We start from the raw sequence: 15,648 nt of genomic DNA on the forward strand, positions 1-15,648 counted from the left end.
TTTTAAGCTATTAGCAAAATCCATCCTTTTACAATTTCAATAAATTTTATCCTTATAGTAATCTTAGTATTTTCATGGATCTTCATAATAATCGCCTATAGAAAATATAGAGTGGTAAAGAAAAGCAAACTCATAGATATGATTAATGCTACAAAGGAAAAAGAAAATCTTCTCATTCAATGCCATTGCATAGAATGGAGACTTATTTTCAGATAAATACACTATTATAGTTAAATAATTTTACAAGGAATATATTGACAATACATTCTACAAGGCGTAGTATAAAAACATAAACTACAGATTGTAGAATTAAATTTTGGAGATGATATATATGAAATTGGGAAAGATTTCAGAAGCGGAAATGGAAATAATGAAAATTATCTGGAAGAAAAATGAGCAGGTTACAACAGGGGGGATTTTAGAAGAATTGCCGAAAGATAATTCATGGAAAACTACAACAGTAATGACTCTTATATCAAGGTTGGTGGAAAAAGGAATATTAAGTATGACTAAAGTGGGAAAATTAAATCATTACTCTGCTAAAATCACTGAAGATGAATACAAGGCAATTCAAGCCGATAATTTCTTAGAAGATATGCATAATGGTTCTGTTAAAAATTTTATAGCCACATTATTTAATAATAAGAAAATAAGCAAAAATGATATAGCTGAATTAAAAAAATGGCTTAAGGAGGTATAGAAATATGGGGAGTTTAACCCCGATTCTACAAATGTCTGTAACAGGAAGCTTTTTATTTATAATTACTTGTATATTTAAGCCATTTACAAATAAAAACTTTAGTGCAACTTGGAATTATTATATGTTAGTTCTGACACTTTTAGTTTTTATTATACCTATAGGAACTTTTGTTAAATTACCATCAGTAACAATTTACAATAATTACCTGCCTGCCCAAAGTGAAAGTAAGATATTACACATTAATAAAATGAATTCATCACAAGAACATAATGGAATAATTAGTAATCAAGTTCCGAATAATAAAGACAAGCAATTAAAATCTACAAGTGAACAACAATGTGATTTGGAAAAATCAAAAATAATGTTTGAGATTTTTAATAAAGAAATATTATTTTATGTATGGATGTTAGGTGCAATAATATTTACAGCTAAAGAAATATATGTGTATATGTCTTTTTCTAAAAAGCTTAAAAATATAAGTCATTTAATTCAAGATGAATCTATAATTACTTCTTTAGAAATATGTAAGAAAAAATTGAATATAAATAGAAAAATAATTTTGAAAGAATGTTCATTTATAAGAAGTCCAATGATTACAGGTATATTTGCTCCTGTAATTATAATTCCTAAAATGAATCAATATTTGGACAAGCTTGAAATAGTACTTACACATGAATTAATTCACTATAAACGTAAAGACTTATGGATAAAAATAATGCCACTTATTGCAAATGTAATCAACTGGCTTAACCCTGTTGTATATATTCTTAGAAATAAGATAAATATAATTTGCGAATTGTCTTTAGATGAACAAATTATTAAAAATATGGATAAAGTAAAAAGAAAATATTATGGAGAAATTATATTAGAACAAATAGAATATTCGCAAAATAAATCATTATCATTAGGGGCATCAGTTTGCAAAAGTAGAAGGGAGCTTGAAAAAAGATTGAAAAATATAATATTTTTTAAAAAATCACGTAAGTTAATTGTTGGCATTTCACTTATAGCTGTTGTTATGTTTACATCTACAAGTCTATTGGCAGCGAAATCTGTATTTGCTGAAGGCAATAATACTTTAGCAACTAATAAAACAACGGAATTTGCCGTTTTTGTGTCAAAGGATGGATTATATATGTCAGAACTAAAGGGAAGCAATCCAATTCTTCTTGATAAAAGCGATAATATTAATTTGCCTATAATATCTCGAAATGGTAAATATATAGCTTATACCAAGGAAGACAATTTATATGTTTGCAATATTAAGACTAAAGAAATAATAGAAGTATCAAAAAATGTAGAGTCATATAATTGGAACAGTTCAGAAAAGTTGATTTATTCTGTTAAGAATTCTGGAATATTAAAGTATGATATTAATTTAAAAAATTCAACAAGTATTATAAATAATAAGTATAACTACTACAATATTAATTGTGATAGTAAGAATAAGATATATGCCAATAAACAGCTAGAATATACTGAAGGAAATGATCAGTATATTAAATCAATAGGAATAATTGTTTATGATTTAGATACTAAAGAAGAAAAGGTTATTTTAGAAAGTAAAAAGGGGAATGATAAAGATATTGGAGAAGAAGCAAAAATGTCTGACTTGTTGGAATCAATAGGATCAACACCTAATATTTCGAAAATTTCAAATGATGATAGGTATTTATATATATGGAACAAACCTAATGCTGCTTCAATGTCTGCTGATATGACAGAATTTACAGTATATGATATTTTAAATAATAAGTTTATAGAAAATGATAATATGATTGCTTTGGCATATAAAGATAATATTTCACAAAATCCAGTGAATAGTAACTATGTTGCAGTTAATAATGGTGAATATAGAGAGATGTATTATAATAAAACATTGGGAGTTTTCGATGTGAAAAATAACACATTTACAAGTTTAATTCCAAAAGACCAAGTATCAATGACACCTGACTATTCTAGCGATGGAAAAAATATAATGTATTCTGGAAGTAACACTTTAAAAGATGATGAAACGGAAAGTTTAAAAAATTGGGAAAGTCAACCACACTATATATATGCAGTAAATGTTGATACAAAGAAAGTAAGTCAAATTACAAATAGCAAATCATTTGATTTTATGCCTAAATATTTATCAAACAATGAAGTGCTGTTTGTAAGAAAAGATGGAGATTTATTTAGTTTATGGAAGACAAAAGATGGGTTAGAAACTAAGCTTGCTGATTCATTAAATTTTAGTTCTACAGAGTACTATGGTTATTATGCACCTGAGAATGTCATAGATGTATTTAGAGGAGAAAAATAAAATTTATAAAATAGCTAACCGAAATAAATATAAGTCTTGAAGGAAACCCAATAGCAAGCTGTGGCTGGGAATATAGCACTAAGACAGATGGTATTATAAATGAAGATTATGATGAGTATATTACCAATAATAATGGATTATATGGTTCTGGAGGAATATACACTTGGAAGTTCTTGGCTTTAAAAGAAGGTACAACTGAAATTACTTTTAGATATAGTCAGCCTTGGGAGAAAGAAAAAGTATATGAAATAAAGACTTATATCTGTACAGTTGATAAAGAACTAAATATTTTTATAAAAGAAAAATATTTAGTTATCTTACTTTATATATAGAATATAATTATTGTTGTTTCTTAACAAATAAAGATAAAAGTGCTATAATAATTAATAGAAAGAGATATCTAATAATTATCATCTGAGGACTTTAATATATACATTTTTTTAATCATAAAAAGTATTGCCTATGTTAATATGATGTATTAAAAAGAGGTGTTTAACAAAAATAGAGTTATAGTATAGTGCAAAGAATTAGTTTAAATAGATGCAAATAATATCCAGGAGGCGAAAAAAATATTTAAAGAAAATATATTAGATATAATATCGAAAGCTATGGAAATTATAAATGCATATATTTAGAATCGAAAGATATAATTATTGTATCAATATTAAACTTTGTTTTTACTATATAAATAGTATTATTTAATATAAGTAAAAATGAAATTTATGAAATTTTATTATTATATAAAATAGTATTAAATTAAAGAAGGAAGTAATCAGTATGAATAAAATGAATGCAGAAATAGATATTAAAAATGAAAATGAAATTTTAAGAGTTTATGAACATAATTTACAAAATGCAAAAAGTGATTCAGAAAGAAGTAAGATAAATAGCTATATAGATAGAGCAAAAAAGGAAATAAGCAATCGTAAAGCAGCAGCAGGATTGAACTAGAAAAATGAATTATAGATATATAAATGATTATTTTTACAAGAATATTAACATATTATACTAAAGACTTTTTATTTGATTAAGTATACTATAATGTAAGATTTTTTAATAATTATAAAAAACTACTATTAATCTCTGATTGATAGTAGTTTTTTTGTTTTATATTATTTACATTAATATAAATCTTAATTTTTTATAAATGGAATAATATGGTTTTTTATAAGTTCCCATCTATCATTTGTTTGCGGAATTATTTCACATGAAATTGCTACTACCAAATCTTTTTCTGGTATACAACAAATCATATTACCTCCATCTCCTATAGCTGAATATGAAAAAACGTCATCTTTTTGAAGCCACCATAAATAGCCATATTTATAGGACATAAAATCATTTTCTCCTTCATGCATAGTCGTTGATTCTTTAATCCAATTTTTAGAGAGTATTTGTTTATCATTCCAAATACCGTTATTTAAATATAGGAGGCCCAATTTAGCCATATCCCTAGTTGTTAGGTTAAGTCCCCACCCACCTGTAGAATTACCATTAGGATCATGAGGCCATCCCTTTAATTTTTTGCCAAACAAATATTCATAGTCAAATTTATCTACTTTGTAATCTGAAATTGGTTTAATTCCGATTGGTTTAAATAGGTATTCATTTGCAAAATCTCGTGCACACTTTCCTGTAGAACGTGTAATTATAGCTGAAATTAGATGTGCTCCTGCTGTTGAATATTTAAACTTGCCAATCTCACCATCTTCTCCTAGGGAATCAAGAGTATATTTTACCCAATCGGCTTGAGTACATAGCTTGTCTAATGGTTCTTTCCAATCCTCAAATGGGTATGGAGTAGTCATGGTAAGAAGGTTATGGAGCGTAACTTTATTTTTTTGTTCATCATGTGATGAAAATGTGTATTCTGGAAAGAAATCAAGTACTCGTTCTTCAATACTTTTGATATATTTTTTATCTATAGCAATACCAATTAAGGCGTTTAAAATGCTTTTAGTTATAGATGCTACATGAAATTTATCATTAATTCTATATCCATTATAATATCTCTCCAGAACAATATTTCCTTTATGCACAATAATAATTCCATTTATATTGTTATATTGTGAACGTATAATAGGATCAAGCTTTAAAAGCGTTTCTTCATTTATATCTACCTTAGAAGGAGGTACACTTTGCCATTGAGCCGCAGTATAATTACAATTTGAATTTTTCATTTTATCAAATCCCTTTCTATTAATACAATAATTGTTCCGGAACATTGCAGAATAATAACATTCCACTACAATGAAGAATAATATGATTTAAAATTTTTTTCAATGAGTATTTAAAAAAATATGAAATATAAGAAAAATTAAAGAGATTTTAAAAAAATTTTAGATAAAGTATTCATATTTTAAATACTTTATTGCATTAAAGTTTATATCAGAATTTGTTATACAAAGAAGCTAAAGACGAAGTTGGCATGTATATAAATTATTTATCGGAAATTGTGATTTCATCTTTCAGTTTAATATAATAAATAATTATATTAATAGACAAATATAAAATATTCTAATTATCACAGATTATAATGCAAATATAACTTGAAATCGTACAGCTATAATATAGATAATATTTTAAATAGAATTTGAAAGCTTCATTATAAAATATTGATAATTAGTTATGTAATAAAAATCCTTTTAATAACTTTAAAAGGAAATTAAAGGCTAAAAATGGAAAATATAACTTGTATAGAAAAAGAGTAAAAAGTTGAGAGAAACATTTAAAAAATAAGCCAAACTCAAATAATAAACAATATAGATTTTTACTTATTGCCATATTGATAGTAATATGTATGTAAGGCCGGTCCAGTAATAATATATTCGTAAAGAGAATAGATAGATTAAGGAGTGTAACTAGTGGAAACGATTAGTATTCAGCTAAGTCAGGAAGTATATAAATCTGATGCAGAAAAAATGGCTTATTGGCTTAGCGATAAAGAAATAGCAAGTAACTTAAATGAAGGTGTAAATGCTAAAGAGAATCTAATTAATGTTATAAACAGAATAGATATGCCTATACTAACTCATTTATTTAATAATAATTGCAGTTTTTTTACTATTAAAGCCACATATGAAACAATCGGTTTTTTAAGATTAATCCCTAAAAATGGGGATATTGAAATAGTAATCGCAGTTGGAGAAAAGGAGTTATGGGGAAAAGGTATAGGTCACGATGCTGTAATTGAAGCCTTAAAAAAAGCGTTTTTTGATATGAGAACAAATAAGGTTATTGCAAAAATCAAAAAAACAAATGATAGATCAAGAAATTTATTTAAAGGAATAGGATTTATGGAAGCTAAAGAATTGGATAGAGAAATCGAATATCAAATAACTAAAGAAATGTTTTTCAAAATTGCTTCCTAGTTGTATTATTTATATTAATGAATCTTTTTAAATATTACGTCTAAAGATTAATAGAATTATTCAAGTATAGTAAATTATTAAATATATTATAATTTAAGAGTGATGATTTTAAAGAACATTTTTTCTATAAATATGAACCCCACAAAAATCTAAATATAAGATTTTTGTGGGGTTCTTTAATTTCCATATTATTTATCATGCAAAATTTTTATACAATGTTTCTTTAAGCGTCATAAGGCTGAAAAGGTACTATTTTTTGATTGTGAAGATTTATATTTATTTTATAAAAAATAGAAGGTTAAATTATTTTAAATAATAAAATGGATATACTAAATATAATTGGATTAATAAAACAAAAGAAGGAGAATATTTTATGAACAACAAATTACCTAAAGAAGCTTATGGCGGAGTAGATGGAAAAGAATATGTTCCATATTTATCTGGAAAATCAAATAAAGGATCAAATTTAGCAGTAATGATAATAGGAATAATATTAGCAGCTCTATTTGCAGCATCTACTGCTTATTCAGGCATGAAATCTGGATTAACTGTTGCAGCAGGAATACCTGGTGCTATAATAGGTTCAATGTTTATAAAGGCATTTGCAAGCAGCAAAGGAGTTGCAGGAAAAAACATAATACAAGGAATGTCAAGTGGTGGAGAATCTATAGCAAGTGGTATGATTTTTGTGTTACCTGCAATCATATTAATAGGAAGGAATATTACTTTTTTAGAAGGAGTAAGCGTAGGGATTGGTGGAGCTTTATTTGGTATAGGCTGTCTATCATTAGTTTATAACTACTTAATAGTTGAAGAGCATGGAAAGCTTATGTATCCAGAATCAATGGCAATTTCTGAAACTCTTGTTGCATCAGAAGGTGGCGGAGATGCTATAAAATTTATGGGAATTGGTTTTGTAATAAGTGGTATTATAAATATTTTAACAGGATCATTTTTAAATGTAATTAATAATACTATTAATTTTATAGGAAGTAAGTTTTATAAGTGGAAGTTTTCTACTGAAGTAAATCCATTATTATTAGGTATAGGATTTATTGTAGGATTAGAAGTATCTTTATATATGTTTGCAGGTTCAGTTTTAGCTAACTTTGGTATTGCTCCATTGATAGGTTATTTCACTGATTTGGCAGATCGTAATATGCAGACATGGAATGATGCTACAATATTACTTCATCAAATGGATGTAAATGCAATATCATCAAGTTATGTTAAGTATATAGGAGCAGGAATGATGCTTTGTGGAGGTATAATAGGAGCTATTAAGCTTATACCTACTATATTTATTTCTTTGAAAGAAACATTCAAAGCAAAATCAGGAAGTGATAAAAACTCGGGAAAGAGTTCAGGTGAAATCATGGTACTTTTAGGAGGAATTATAATAGCATTTATAGCAGCATTTATAGTTTCTCAAAGTACTACAATGGCTATAATAGCCGTGATTGTTTCATTAATTTTATCCTTATTATTTGTAATTGTTGCTGGACGTTTAACTGGTACAATAGGAACATCAAATCTTCCTGTATCAGGTATGACAATAGCTTCATTAGTTATATTAACATTAGTATTTGTTATAATGGGATGGACTACTAAAGCTGATAATAAATCATTACTTTTATTTGCTGCATTTATGGTTGTAGCAATATCAGTAGCCGGTGGATATAGTCAATCCCAAAAAGTGACATATGTAATAGGTGGAAGTAAAAAAGAAATGCAAAATTCCTTTGCAATAGCAAGTATAATAGGTGTTATAGTTGTTACAGGAACAATAATGGTACTTTCAGGACAATTAGCGGTTACAGGAGTAAATGCACAATTTGCATTGCCTCAAGCCAATTTAATGTCTACATTAACTTCAGGTATAATGTCAGGTGATTTACCTTGGCCTATGATTATAGTAGGTGTTGTTATGGCATTATTTTTATTCTTATTGGATTTACCAATAATGACTATTGCTATAGGATTTTATTTACCTATATCAACAACTTCTATAATATTAGTAGGAGCCTTAATAAGGGTATTTGTTGAAAAAATGAGTAAAAGTGAAAAGGAAAAAGAAATTAGGGTATCAAATGGAATAAGTTTATCATCAGGGCTTGTTGCAGGTGGATCTATAATAGGATTGTTAGGAATTGTATTACAAGTAATTGGGATTATAACACCTAAAACTCCATTAGGATTTGCTGATAGTAATATGATGGCTATACTTTTATTAGTAATTTTAGTTGTAGCTACTACAATACCAATCATGTTATCTAAGGTGAACAACAATGAATAATGATGAAGTTTTAAACTTAAAATTTAAAATATGTGACTATATTAAATATGAAGTAGATAAAAACAGGCGAGTTACTGTACTTGAAAAGCAAGATCATAAAATACAGAAGTTTTTTAGAAGGTTAAGATTTAAAATTCCTATGTATAAAAAGATAATGTTAGATGAATATAGCAGTGAAGTATTTATGCAGATTGATGGGATCAAAACTGTTAAAGAAATAGGTGAGATTTTAGAAGGCAGATTTGGTGAAAAAATATATCCGCTTTATGAAAGATTATTTATTTTTCTAAATCATATATACATTAATTGTAAGTATATTGAAGAAGTAGAGTGAGAAATAGTTTATTGAAAACCGCACATTTTATAGTGATGTGTGTTTTTTTAAAAGAATATAAGAATTTAAAAATATATATTCTTTTAACGTGCTTTATTTTATAAGATACTGATAATACAGCAGCTATATGAATTTCATATTTATGTTTCAAAGTTAATAAAATTATTTATCCTTGAAATATATTAAAGAGGTATATATAATAAATTGCGTATTAGTATGGTGCTTCTATATTAACATAATGTTTAGAAGTTAAAAGGGAATATGGTGAGATTCCATAGCAGCCCCCACTACTGTGAGAGAGGATGAAAGCCAAAATTATATTTACCATTGAGCATTAAGCTTGAGAAGGAATTTGGTAAGTAATATGATTCTTAAGTCAGGAAACCTGCCATAACTTAAATCGTGTTCTTCTTTGGGCGGGAGAAAACAAGAAGGAGATAAAATGAATAAACTATTAAAAAAAGTTTCGGTATTACTATTATTTGTTGTCATGTCTATAGGTTTAATGAGTTGTGGAAATAGCAATGTATCAGGTGGAAATAATGCAAAGGAATCAGCTCAATCAGAAAAGGTATCATATCCTGTTAAAATTAAAGATTCGTTTGGAAAAGAGCTAACACTTGAAAAAGAACCGAAGAAGATTATTTCTGTAGCTCCCAATATAACTGAAATTATATATAAACTTGGAGCAGAAGATAAATTAGTTGGAAGAACAGATTATTGTGATTATCCAGAGCAAGTAGAGAATGTAGAATCTATTGGAACGTTAAGAAAACCAGATATTGAAAAGATAATTGGATTAGAACCAGATTTAGTTATTGCTTCTACACATTTTGATGAAGAAAATACAGCTAAACTTGAAGCAGCAGGTATTAAAGTGATTGGTTTATATGAAGAAAATGATGTTACTGGTGTATATGGTATGATTGAGACATTAGGAACAGCATTAAATAAACAGCCAGAAGCAACTGAGACAGTAGAAGAAATGAAAGCTTCAATTGATAAAGTTACAAAAACTGTTTCTGAATTAGAAAAGCCGAGTGTATATTATGTTGTTGGATATGGAGAAAGTGGAGACTTCTCAGCACCAGAAAATACATTTGTAGGTCAGCTTATAAAATTAGCTGGTGGAAACAATATAGTACCAGAATCAGATAGCTGGTCATTTTCATTAGAATCATTATTAGAATCAGACCCAGATATTATAGTCGTAAGAGCAGGTGAAAAAGAAAACTTTATGTCTACAGAAGGATATAAAGAATTAACTGCTGTTAAAGAAGGTAGAGTATATGAAATTGACAATAATCTATTAGATCGTCAAGGATACCGTAATTCAGAAGGATTATTAAAATTAGCTGAAATATTCCATCCAGAAGCATTTAAATAATAGGAGGATAATAGAGTGGAAGCAAAGAAAAAAAAGTATTGTTTTTATGTTATTATATTGAGTATTTTTTTGTTCCTATGTATATTAGCCTCTGCGTCTGTTGGATCATCATCTATTACAATTGGCGATAGTTTTAAAGTTATACTTTCTAAAATTCCAATTATAAATAATTTGATAGATACAGCAGATATAAAAGAAGTATATGAAGTTATTATTTGGAAGGTGCGCCTACCGAGGATATTGCAGGCTTCTCTTGTTGGAGGAGCCCTTGCAGTGGTGGGGTGCACCTTCCAAGCAATATTTAGAAATTCTCTAGCAGATCCTCATATACTTGGGATTTCATCAGGAGCATCCCTTGGAGCAACTTTGGCTATTTTATCAGGAATTACATTGAATTTTTTTGGTCTAGGAATAACTAGTATTTTTGCCTTTGTTGGTGCTGTTTTATCAGTACTTTTAGTATATAAAATTGGTTGTTTAGGTGGACAATTTATGACTACAAATTTGTTATTAACAGGAACAGCTATAGGAACAATGCTGAGTGCATTAATATCTTTACTTATGATCTATAATAGGGAGCAATTAGAAAAAGTGTACTTATGGCAGCTTGGAAGTTTTAGTTCAGCTAATTGGAATAAGGTTATATTCTTAACGGTGATATCAGTAATTTGTGTTACTACTATATTTATGTTTGGCAGAGACTTAAATGTAATTTTGACTGGTGATGATATAGCAAGTAGCTTAGGAATAGATACAGTTAGATTAAAAAATATTTTGATATTAATATGTGCACTTTTAGTAGCATCCGGTGTATCTGTAAGTGGAACAATAGGATTTGTTGGATTGATAATTCCACATTGCATGAAATTACTTGTGGGATCAGATCATAGATTTTTAATTTTATTTTCTTATTTTGGTGGTGCTGGTTTTATGGTTATTTGTGATACTATTGCAAGAACAATAGCACAACCTACAGAAATACCAGTAGGGGTTATTACTGCAGTATTTGGAGCACCATATTTTATATATTTACTTTATCGTAATACAAAAAGTGGAAGGTTTTAAGATGTTGAAAATGAAAGATAAAACTTTATCAGTAAATAATTTATGCTGGAAGCCTGATAATGAAAATTATATATTAAATAATATTTCAGAAGATTTTCATGAAGGGGGATTTTATGGTATTCTGGGACCAAATGGATCAGGTAAGACTTCTTTTATACGTCATATTCTTAGATTTTTAGAGATAAAGGAAGGAAGTATTTGCTTAGATAATAGAAATATAAATAAATATTCTAGACAAGAAATAGCAACTAATATTTCTTTTGTACCTCAAAATGTTAATATGGATGTGAATTTTACAGTTTATGATATTATCTCTATGGGAAGGACTCCGTATCAAAAGAGATTCCAGGATTTATCTAAAAGAGATAGGGAGCTTATTGATCATGCTATGGAAGTCACTAATTGCACTTACTTAAAAGATAAAGTATTTTCCTATTTAAGTGGAGGAGAAGCACAAAGAGTATTAGTAGCAAGGGCAATAGCTCAAGATACAAAATACTTGATTTTAGATGAGCCAATTTCTCATCTCGATATTAGATATCAAGTTGAATTAATGGAGACATTAAAAAAATTAAACGAAGAAGAAAACAAGACAATTATTGCAATATTACATGATTTGAGTTTAAGTTCAGCTTATTGCAGAAAAATTGTTTTGATGAAAGATGGTTCTGTTTATGCAAATGGCTTTGTAGAAGATGTTTTAACAAAAGAAAACTTAAAGGCAGTATATGAAATGGATTTTGAAATTCATAAAGTTGAAAATAAAAAGCAGATGTTTTTTATGCCTGTTATATTATGATCTAAATTATAATTAGATTTAATAGTTTTTAGATAACACTTAATAATTAGCATTTTGAATAAATTTATTTTAATATGGAAAATGATTGATTAATAATAATTACTATTATATAATCATAATATGCTATAAAAGGAAGTGGTCAAAATAGGTAAAGAAGAAAATAAATTAAATAACATAAAAGAGAAAGTTGAAATTCAAGCACCTAAAAAGATCAAATATCAATGTTTACATTCAGAGGAACCAAGAGAATGTACTTGTGCGAGAAGTAAGGGCTTAGTTTTAATAAAATAAATAAAAGTATAGATAGACAGTGGAGTAAAACAAAATTGCCTATTTATACTTTTTTTATAGGATTTATTCTATAGAATAATTATAATTGATTCTATATTGGAATTATTTTAAATTTATTTATCTAGTTTTGACACTAAATCTTTCATGTATCCATCTTCAAAAGGACTCTTAAATCCTATATGATGAAGCATATTTTGGAAACTATCTTTTGCAGATTCTTTAGAAAAGGATAAATATTTATTCCATGCATCTTCATAATTTTCATCCATTTTAATTTTAAATTGTAAAGCACAAGTTTGAGCTATACAATAATCAATATAATAGAATGGATACATGTATATGTGCTTTTGAAGCTGCCATCTACGCCCTTCTCCTTGGAATTCATCATTTTCATATTTTAAATGAGGTTTATATTGTTTTTCTAAGTCTTTCCAAACTTGTCTTCTTTCTTCTTTAGTAAGTTCAGGCTTAGAATAAACTATTTCTTGGAATTCATCTACCATACAGCCATATGGAATGAAGGCTATAGCATCTTCTAAATGCATTTTTCTATAATCATCAGCACGATTGCCAAAGAATAATTCCATCCACTTTTCTGTAAAGAATTCCATAGACATTGAATGAGTTTCAGCTGTTTCCATTTTTATATTGTTATGTTCTCTAATTTCATCATTTCTTGTAATAAATCCTTGGAATGCATGGCCACATTCGTGAGTTATAACATCTATATCTCCACTTGTACCATTAAAGTTTGCAAAAATTATTGGGGCTTTATAAGTAAATAGCATTTCCATATAACCGCCACCAGCTTTATTAGGTCTGCCAAGTACGTCAAAAAGTTCATGATCTAACATGAAATTAAAGAATTCATTAGTTTCTTCAGATAATTCACTATACATTTTCTTTCCAGCTCTAAAAATATCATCAGCAGTTCCAATAGGTGTTGGATTTCCTTCTTTAAAATAAATTCCTTCATCAACAGAATCTAAGTTTTCTAATTCTAATCTCTTTCTTCTTTCATCATGTAATTTACTTGCAAAAGGAACTAAATATTTCTTGACTTGATTTCTAAACTTTCTTACTTCTTCTATTCCATAAGTAGTTCTTCCCATAATGTAATAAGCAAGTTCTACATAATCTTTATAGCCTAATTTCTTAGCTTGTTCAGTTCTGTTTTTGACCATTTTATCATAAATGTCATCTAACTTATCTTTGATTTTTGAAAGCTCTAGACTTCTAGCTTTAGTGGCTGATATTCTTATATTTCTATCTTTATTAGTCAAATATTTTCCTAAAAGAGAAAGATTTAATTTTTCACCTTCATAATCAATTTTAATTTCTGCTAGAAGCTTGTTATATTCAGAAATTAATGTATTTTCTTCTTGCTTTAGAGAAATGATACATTCATCAAAAGATTTTAAATCAAATTCTATATCTTTAAAGGCGATCTTTCCTATCTTCTCTTCCAAATAACATCTGAAATTAGTATTGAATAATTCTTTTTTATATTCAGTTTCGAAAGCTGTAACTCTAGGCCATATTGAATCATAATAATTTTGTTCATCTTCATAGAACTTATCAGTAACATTACCATCATATCTTAATTGTACTAAAATTCTTGTTGTAGCCATTTTTTCTATTAATTCATAATATTTTCTATGAACTGTAAATTGTTCTTCTCCAGAATTTACCTCTTTAAATTTATTTAAAATATTTTTGCCTTCAGCTTCGAAGGATTCAATTGTGAATCTATCATAAGGTAGACTGCCTAACTTAAAATTACCTTTTTCCATGTTGGTTCCCTCCTAAATATTCTTTACTTCTATTTGATTATATGATTTTATTTCATATGATTCAATTAATTATATATATTACATGTTTCTGTCTGATAAAAGGTTAAATCAAATTGAGAGATTCTTTAATTAGATAATTTTTTGATTTTATTATATAAAATTGATATACAATTGTCATACTACATTTTATTAAGTATTTCTATTATATACTTAAATAGAATATATTGTGATAAACTGGATTTAATAGAAAAAATGAGATAATATATAGTTGTATTGTAATGAGTTTTTAGAAAATAGTGGGGGGAGATATGATAAGGGAGTATAGAAGAACACTAATAGCTATTATTCTTATATTCATGTTTTTTATAGGCACAATAGGTATTTTTATTTATATTGATAGTGATGGCATATATTCTGCTGATGGAGTAGAAAATCAAAGAAGAATTGGTGCAACTTATATGACTATGAATAATACTTATTTTAAAGTCATAAATCAAGAAATACGTTATATAGTTGAAGAACAAGGTGATGTTTTAATAACAAGAGATCCAGCTTTAAATTTAGACAAACAAATTGAAGAAATATATGACTTTATAGATATGAAAGTGGATGCAATTTTTATAAATACAGTTGATTGGATAGGGATAAAGCCAGCTCTTGAAGATGCAAAAAAGGCAGGAATCATTATTATTGCAATAGATACAGATGTATATGATGAAAATTTAATAGATTGTACCATTTTGTCTGATAATTATAATGCTGGTGTAGAATGTGCAAAAGATTTAATGAAAAATAGTGAAGAAGCTAATATAATTTTATTAGAGCATACAATAGCAAAATCAGCTATAGACAGGATTAAAGGATTTGAAGATACAATTAAAAATAATAATAATTATAAAATAGTTGCAAGAAGTAACTGTGATGGACAATTAGAAACAGCAATGCCTGTTGTAGAAAACTTACTAGCTAAAGCACCAGATGCAAACGTTATTATGGCATTGAATGATCCAAGTGCACTAGGTGCGATTATGGCTTTAGAACAAAAGAATATAAAAAATATAAAGGTTTATGGAATTGATGGATCTCCAGATGGAAAGCGAATGATAGAGGATAACAGAATGACTGTTACAGTAGCACAATCTCCAAAGAATATTGGGAGAATTTCAGCAGAAAAATTATACGAAATATTTAAAGGAAATTCTATAGAGAAGAAAATAATTGTTCCAGTTGAGATTATAAACAGTGAGAATATAGATAAATATAAAATAGATGCATGGCAGTAAGAAAATTAGATAGTAATAAGGAGC

Annotated in this window: 14 protein-coding genes and 1 riboswitch; of the genes, 12 read left to right on the forward strand and 2 right to left on the reverse strand. The window is 27.4% G+C overall.

The genetic code is table 11. The annotated features are described in order from the left end of the window. Positions 1–331 precede the first annotated feature (331 nt). From BN2920_RS06145 to BN2920_RS21255, 4 genes are all read left to right on the forward strand, one after another. The gene (locus BN2920_RS06145; RefSeq protein WP_172437840.1) at positions 332–700 is read left to right on the forward strand and encodes a BlaI/MecI/CopY family transcriptional regulator; all 369 of its coding nucleotides are present in this window, start codon (positions 332–334) and stop codon (positions 698–700) included. A 4-nt stretch (positions 701–704) separates the two neighbouring features. Next, complete coding sequence (locus tag BN2920_RS06150; protein WP_058294134.1) at positions 705–3,005, forward strand: M56 family metallopeptidase; 2,301 nt, start codon at positions 705–707, stop codon at positions 3,003–3,005. 29 nt (positions 3,006–3,034) lie between these two features. Beyond that, entirely contained in the window at positions 3,035–3,337 is a 303-nt protein-coding gene (locus tag BN2920_RS20905) for a protease inhibitor I42 family protein (RefSeq protein WP_276325916.1), read from the forward strand. A 445-nt stretch (positions 3,338–3,782) separates the two neighbouring features. Further along, the gene (locus BN2920_RS21255; RefSeq protein WP_157065761.1) at positions 3,783–3,956 is read left to right on the forward strand and encodes a hypothetical protein; all 174 of its coding nucleotides are present in this window, start codon (positions 3,783–3,785) and stop codon (positions 3,954–3,956) included. Positions 3,957–4,138: 182 nt separating this feature from the next. On the opposite strand, the gene BN2920_RS06155 is transcribed toward BN2920_RS21255, so the two are convergent. Beyond that, positions 4,139–5,185, reverse strand: coding sequence for a serine hydrolase domain-containing protein (locus BN2920_RS06155; protein WP_058294135.1), 1,047 nt, complete (start codon positions 5,183–5,185; stop codon positions 4,139–4,141). A gap of 684 nt (positions 5,186–5,869) precedes the next feature. Here BN2920_RS06155 and BN2920_RS06160 point away from each other — a divergent pair. From BN2920_RS06160 to BN2920_RS21655, 7 genes are all read left to right on the forward strand, one after another. Beyond that, on the forward strand, positions 5,870–6,376 hold the full coding sequence (locus BN2920_RS06160; protein ID WP_058294136.1) for a GNAT family N-acetyltransferase: 507 nt from the start codon (positions 5,870–5,872) through the stop codon (positions 6,374–6,376). Positions 6,377–6,749: 373 nt separating this feature from the next. Continuing rightward, positions 6,750–8,672: an OPT family oligopeptide transporter gene (locus BN2920_RS06165; RefSeq protein WP_058294137.1), complete on the forward strand. Its 1,923-nt coding sequence runs from the start codon at positions 6,750–6,752 to the stop codon at positions 8,670–8,672. Beyond that, positions 8,665–9,006: a hypothetical protein gene (locus BN2920_RS06170; protein WP_058294138.1), complete on the forward strand. Its 342-nt coding sequence runs from the start codon at positions 8,665–8,667 to the stop codon at positions 9,004–9,006. Before BN2920_RS06165 ends, BN2920_RS06170 begins: the two co-directional genes overlap by 8 nt. 200 nt (positions 9,007–9,206) lie before the next feature. Further along, a riboswitch (cobalamin riboswitch) is annotated at positions 9,207–9,414 on the forward strand. Between the two features lie 34 nt (positions 9,415–9,448). Then, positions 9,449–10,393, forward strand: a complete 945-nt coding sequence (locus tag BN2920_RS06175) for an ABC transporter substrate-binding protein (RefSeq protein ID WP_058294139.1) — start codon at positions 9,449–9,451, stop codon at positions 10,391–10,393. Positions 10,394–10,408: 15 nt separating this feature from the next. Further along, positions 10,409–11,458: a FecCD family ABC transporter permease gene (locus BN2920_RS06180; protein ID WP_058294140.1), complete on the forward strand. Its 1,050-nt coding sequence runs from the start codon at positions 10,409–10,411 to the stop codon at positions 11,456–11,458. Between the two features lie 10 nt (positions 11,459–11,468). Continuing rightward, positions 11,469–12,257, forward strand: coding sequence for an ABC transporter ATP-binding protein (locus tag BN2920_RS06185; RefSeq protein WP_058294322.1), 789 nt, complete (start codon positions 11,469–11,471; stop codon positions 12,255–12,257). Positions 12,258–12,392: 135 nt separating this feature from the next. Further along, entirely contained in the window at positions 12,393–12,548 is a 156-nt protein-coding gene (locus BN2920_RS21655) for a hypothetical protein (protein WP_159115738.1), read from the forward strand. A 113-nt stretch (positions 12,549–12,661) separates the two neighbouring features. On the opposite strand, the gene BN2920_RS06190 is transcribed toward BN2920_RS21655, so the two are convergent. Beyond that, entirely contained in the window at positions 12,662–14,341 is a 1,680-nt protein-coding gene (locus BN2920_RS06190; protein WP_058294141.1) for a M3 family oligoendopeptidase, read from the reverse strand. A 308-nt stretch (positions 14,342–14,649) separates the two neighbouring features. Between BN2920_RS06190 and BN2920_RS06195 the strand changes: the two genes are divergently transcribed. Continuing rightward, positions 14,650–15,624 carry a sugar ABC transporter substrate-binding protein gene (locus tag BN2920_RS06195; RefSeq protein ID WP_058294142.1) on the forward strand — a complete coding sequence of 325 codons (975 nt, stop codon included), beginning with the start codon at positions 14,650–14,652 and terminating at the stop codon, positions 15,622–15,624. Positions 15,625–15,648 lie beyond the last annotated feature (24 nt).

Origin of the sequence: Clostridium neonatale (assembly GCF_001458595.1) — a bacterium.
Classification (GTDB): Bacteria; Bacillota; Clostridia; order Clostridiales; family Clostridiaceae; genus Clostridium; species Clostridium neonatale.

Bases quoted from the DNA above. Each gene is read 5' to 3' on its own strand.
- BN2920_RS06145 (WP_172437840.1), top strand. From the start codon at position 332: ATGAAATTGGGAAAGATTTCAGAAGCGGAAATGGAAATAATGAAAATT.
- BN2920_RS06150 (WP_058294134.1), top strand. From the start codon at position 705: ATGGGGAGTTTAACCCCGATTCTACAAATGTCTGTAACAGGAAGCTTT.
- BN2920_RS21255 (WP_157065761.1), top strand. From the start codon at position 3,783: ATGAATAAAATGAATGCAGAAATAGATATTAAAAATGAAAATGAAATT.
- BN2920_RS06155 (WP_058294135.1), bottom strand. From the start codon at position 5,185: ATGAAAAATTCAAATTGTAATTATACTGCGGCTCAATGGCAAAGTGTA.
- BN2920_RS06165 (WP_058294137.1), top strand. From the start codon at position 6,750: ATGAACAACAAATTACCTAAAGAAGCTTATGGCGGAGTAGATGGAAAA.
- BN2920_RS06170 (WP_058294138.1), top strand. From the start codon at position 8,665: ATGAATAATGATGAAGTTTTAAACTTAAAATTTAAAATATGTGACTAT.
- BN2920_RS06175 (WP_058294139.1), top strand. From the start codon at position 9,449: ATGAATAAACTATTAAAAAAAGTTTCGGTATTACTATTATTTGTTGTC.
- BN2920_RS06185 (WP_058294322.1), top strand. From the start codon at position 11,469: ATGAAAGATAAAACTTTATCAGTAAATAATTTATGCTGGAAGCCTGAT.
- BN2920_RS06190 (WP_058294141.1), bottom strand. From the start codon at position 14,341: ATGGAAAAAGGTAATTTTAAGTTAGGCAGTCTACCTTATGATAGATTC.
- BN2920_RS06195 (WP_058294142.1), top strand. From the start codon at position 14,650: ATGATAAGGGAGTATAGAAGAACACTAATAGCTATTATTCTTATATTC.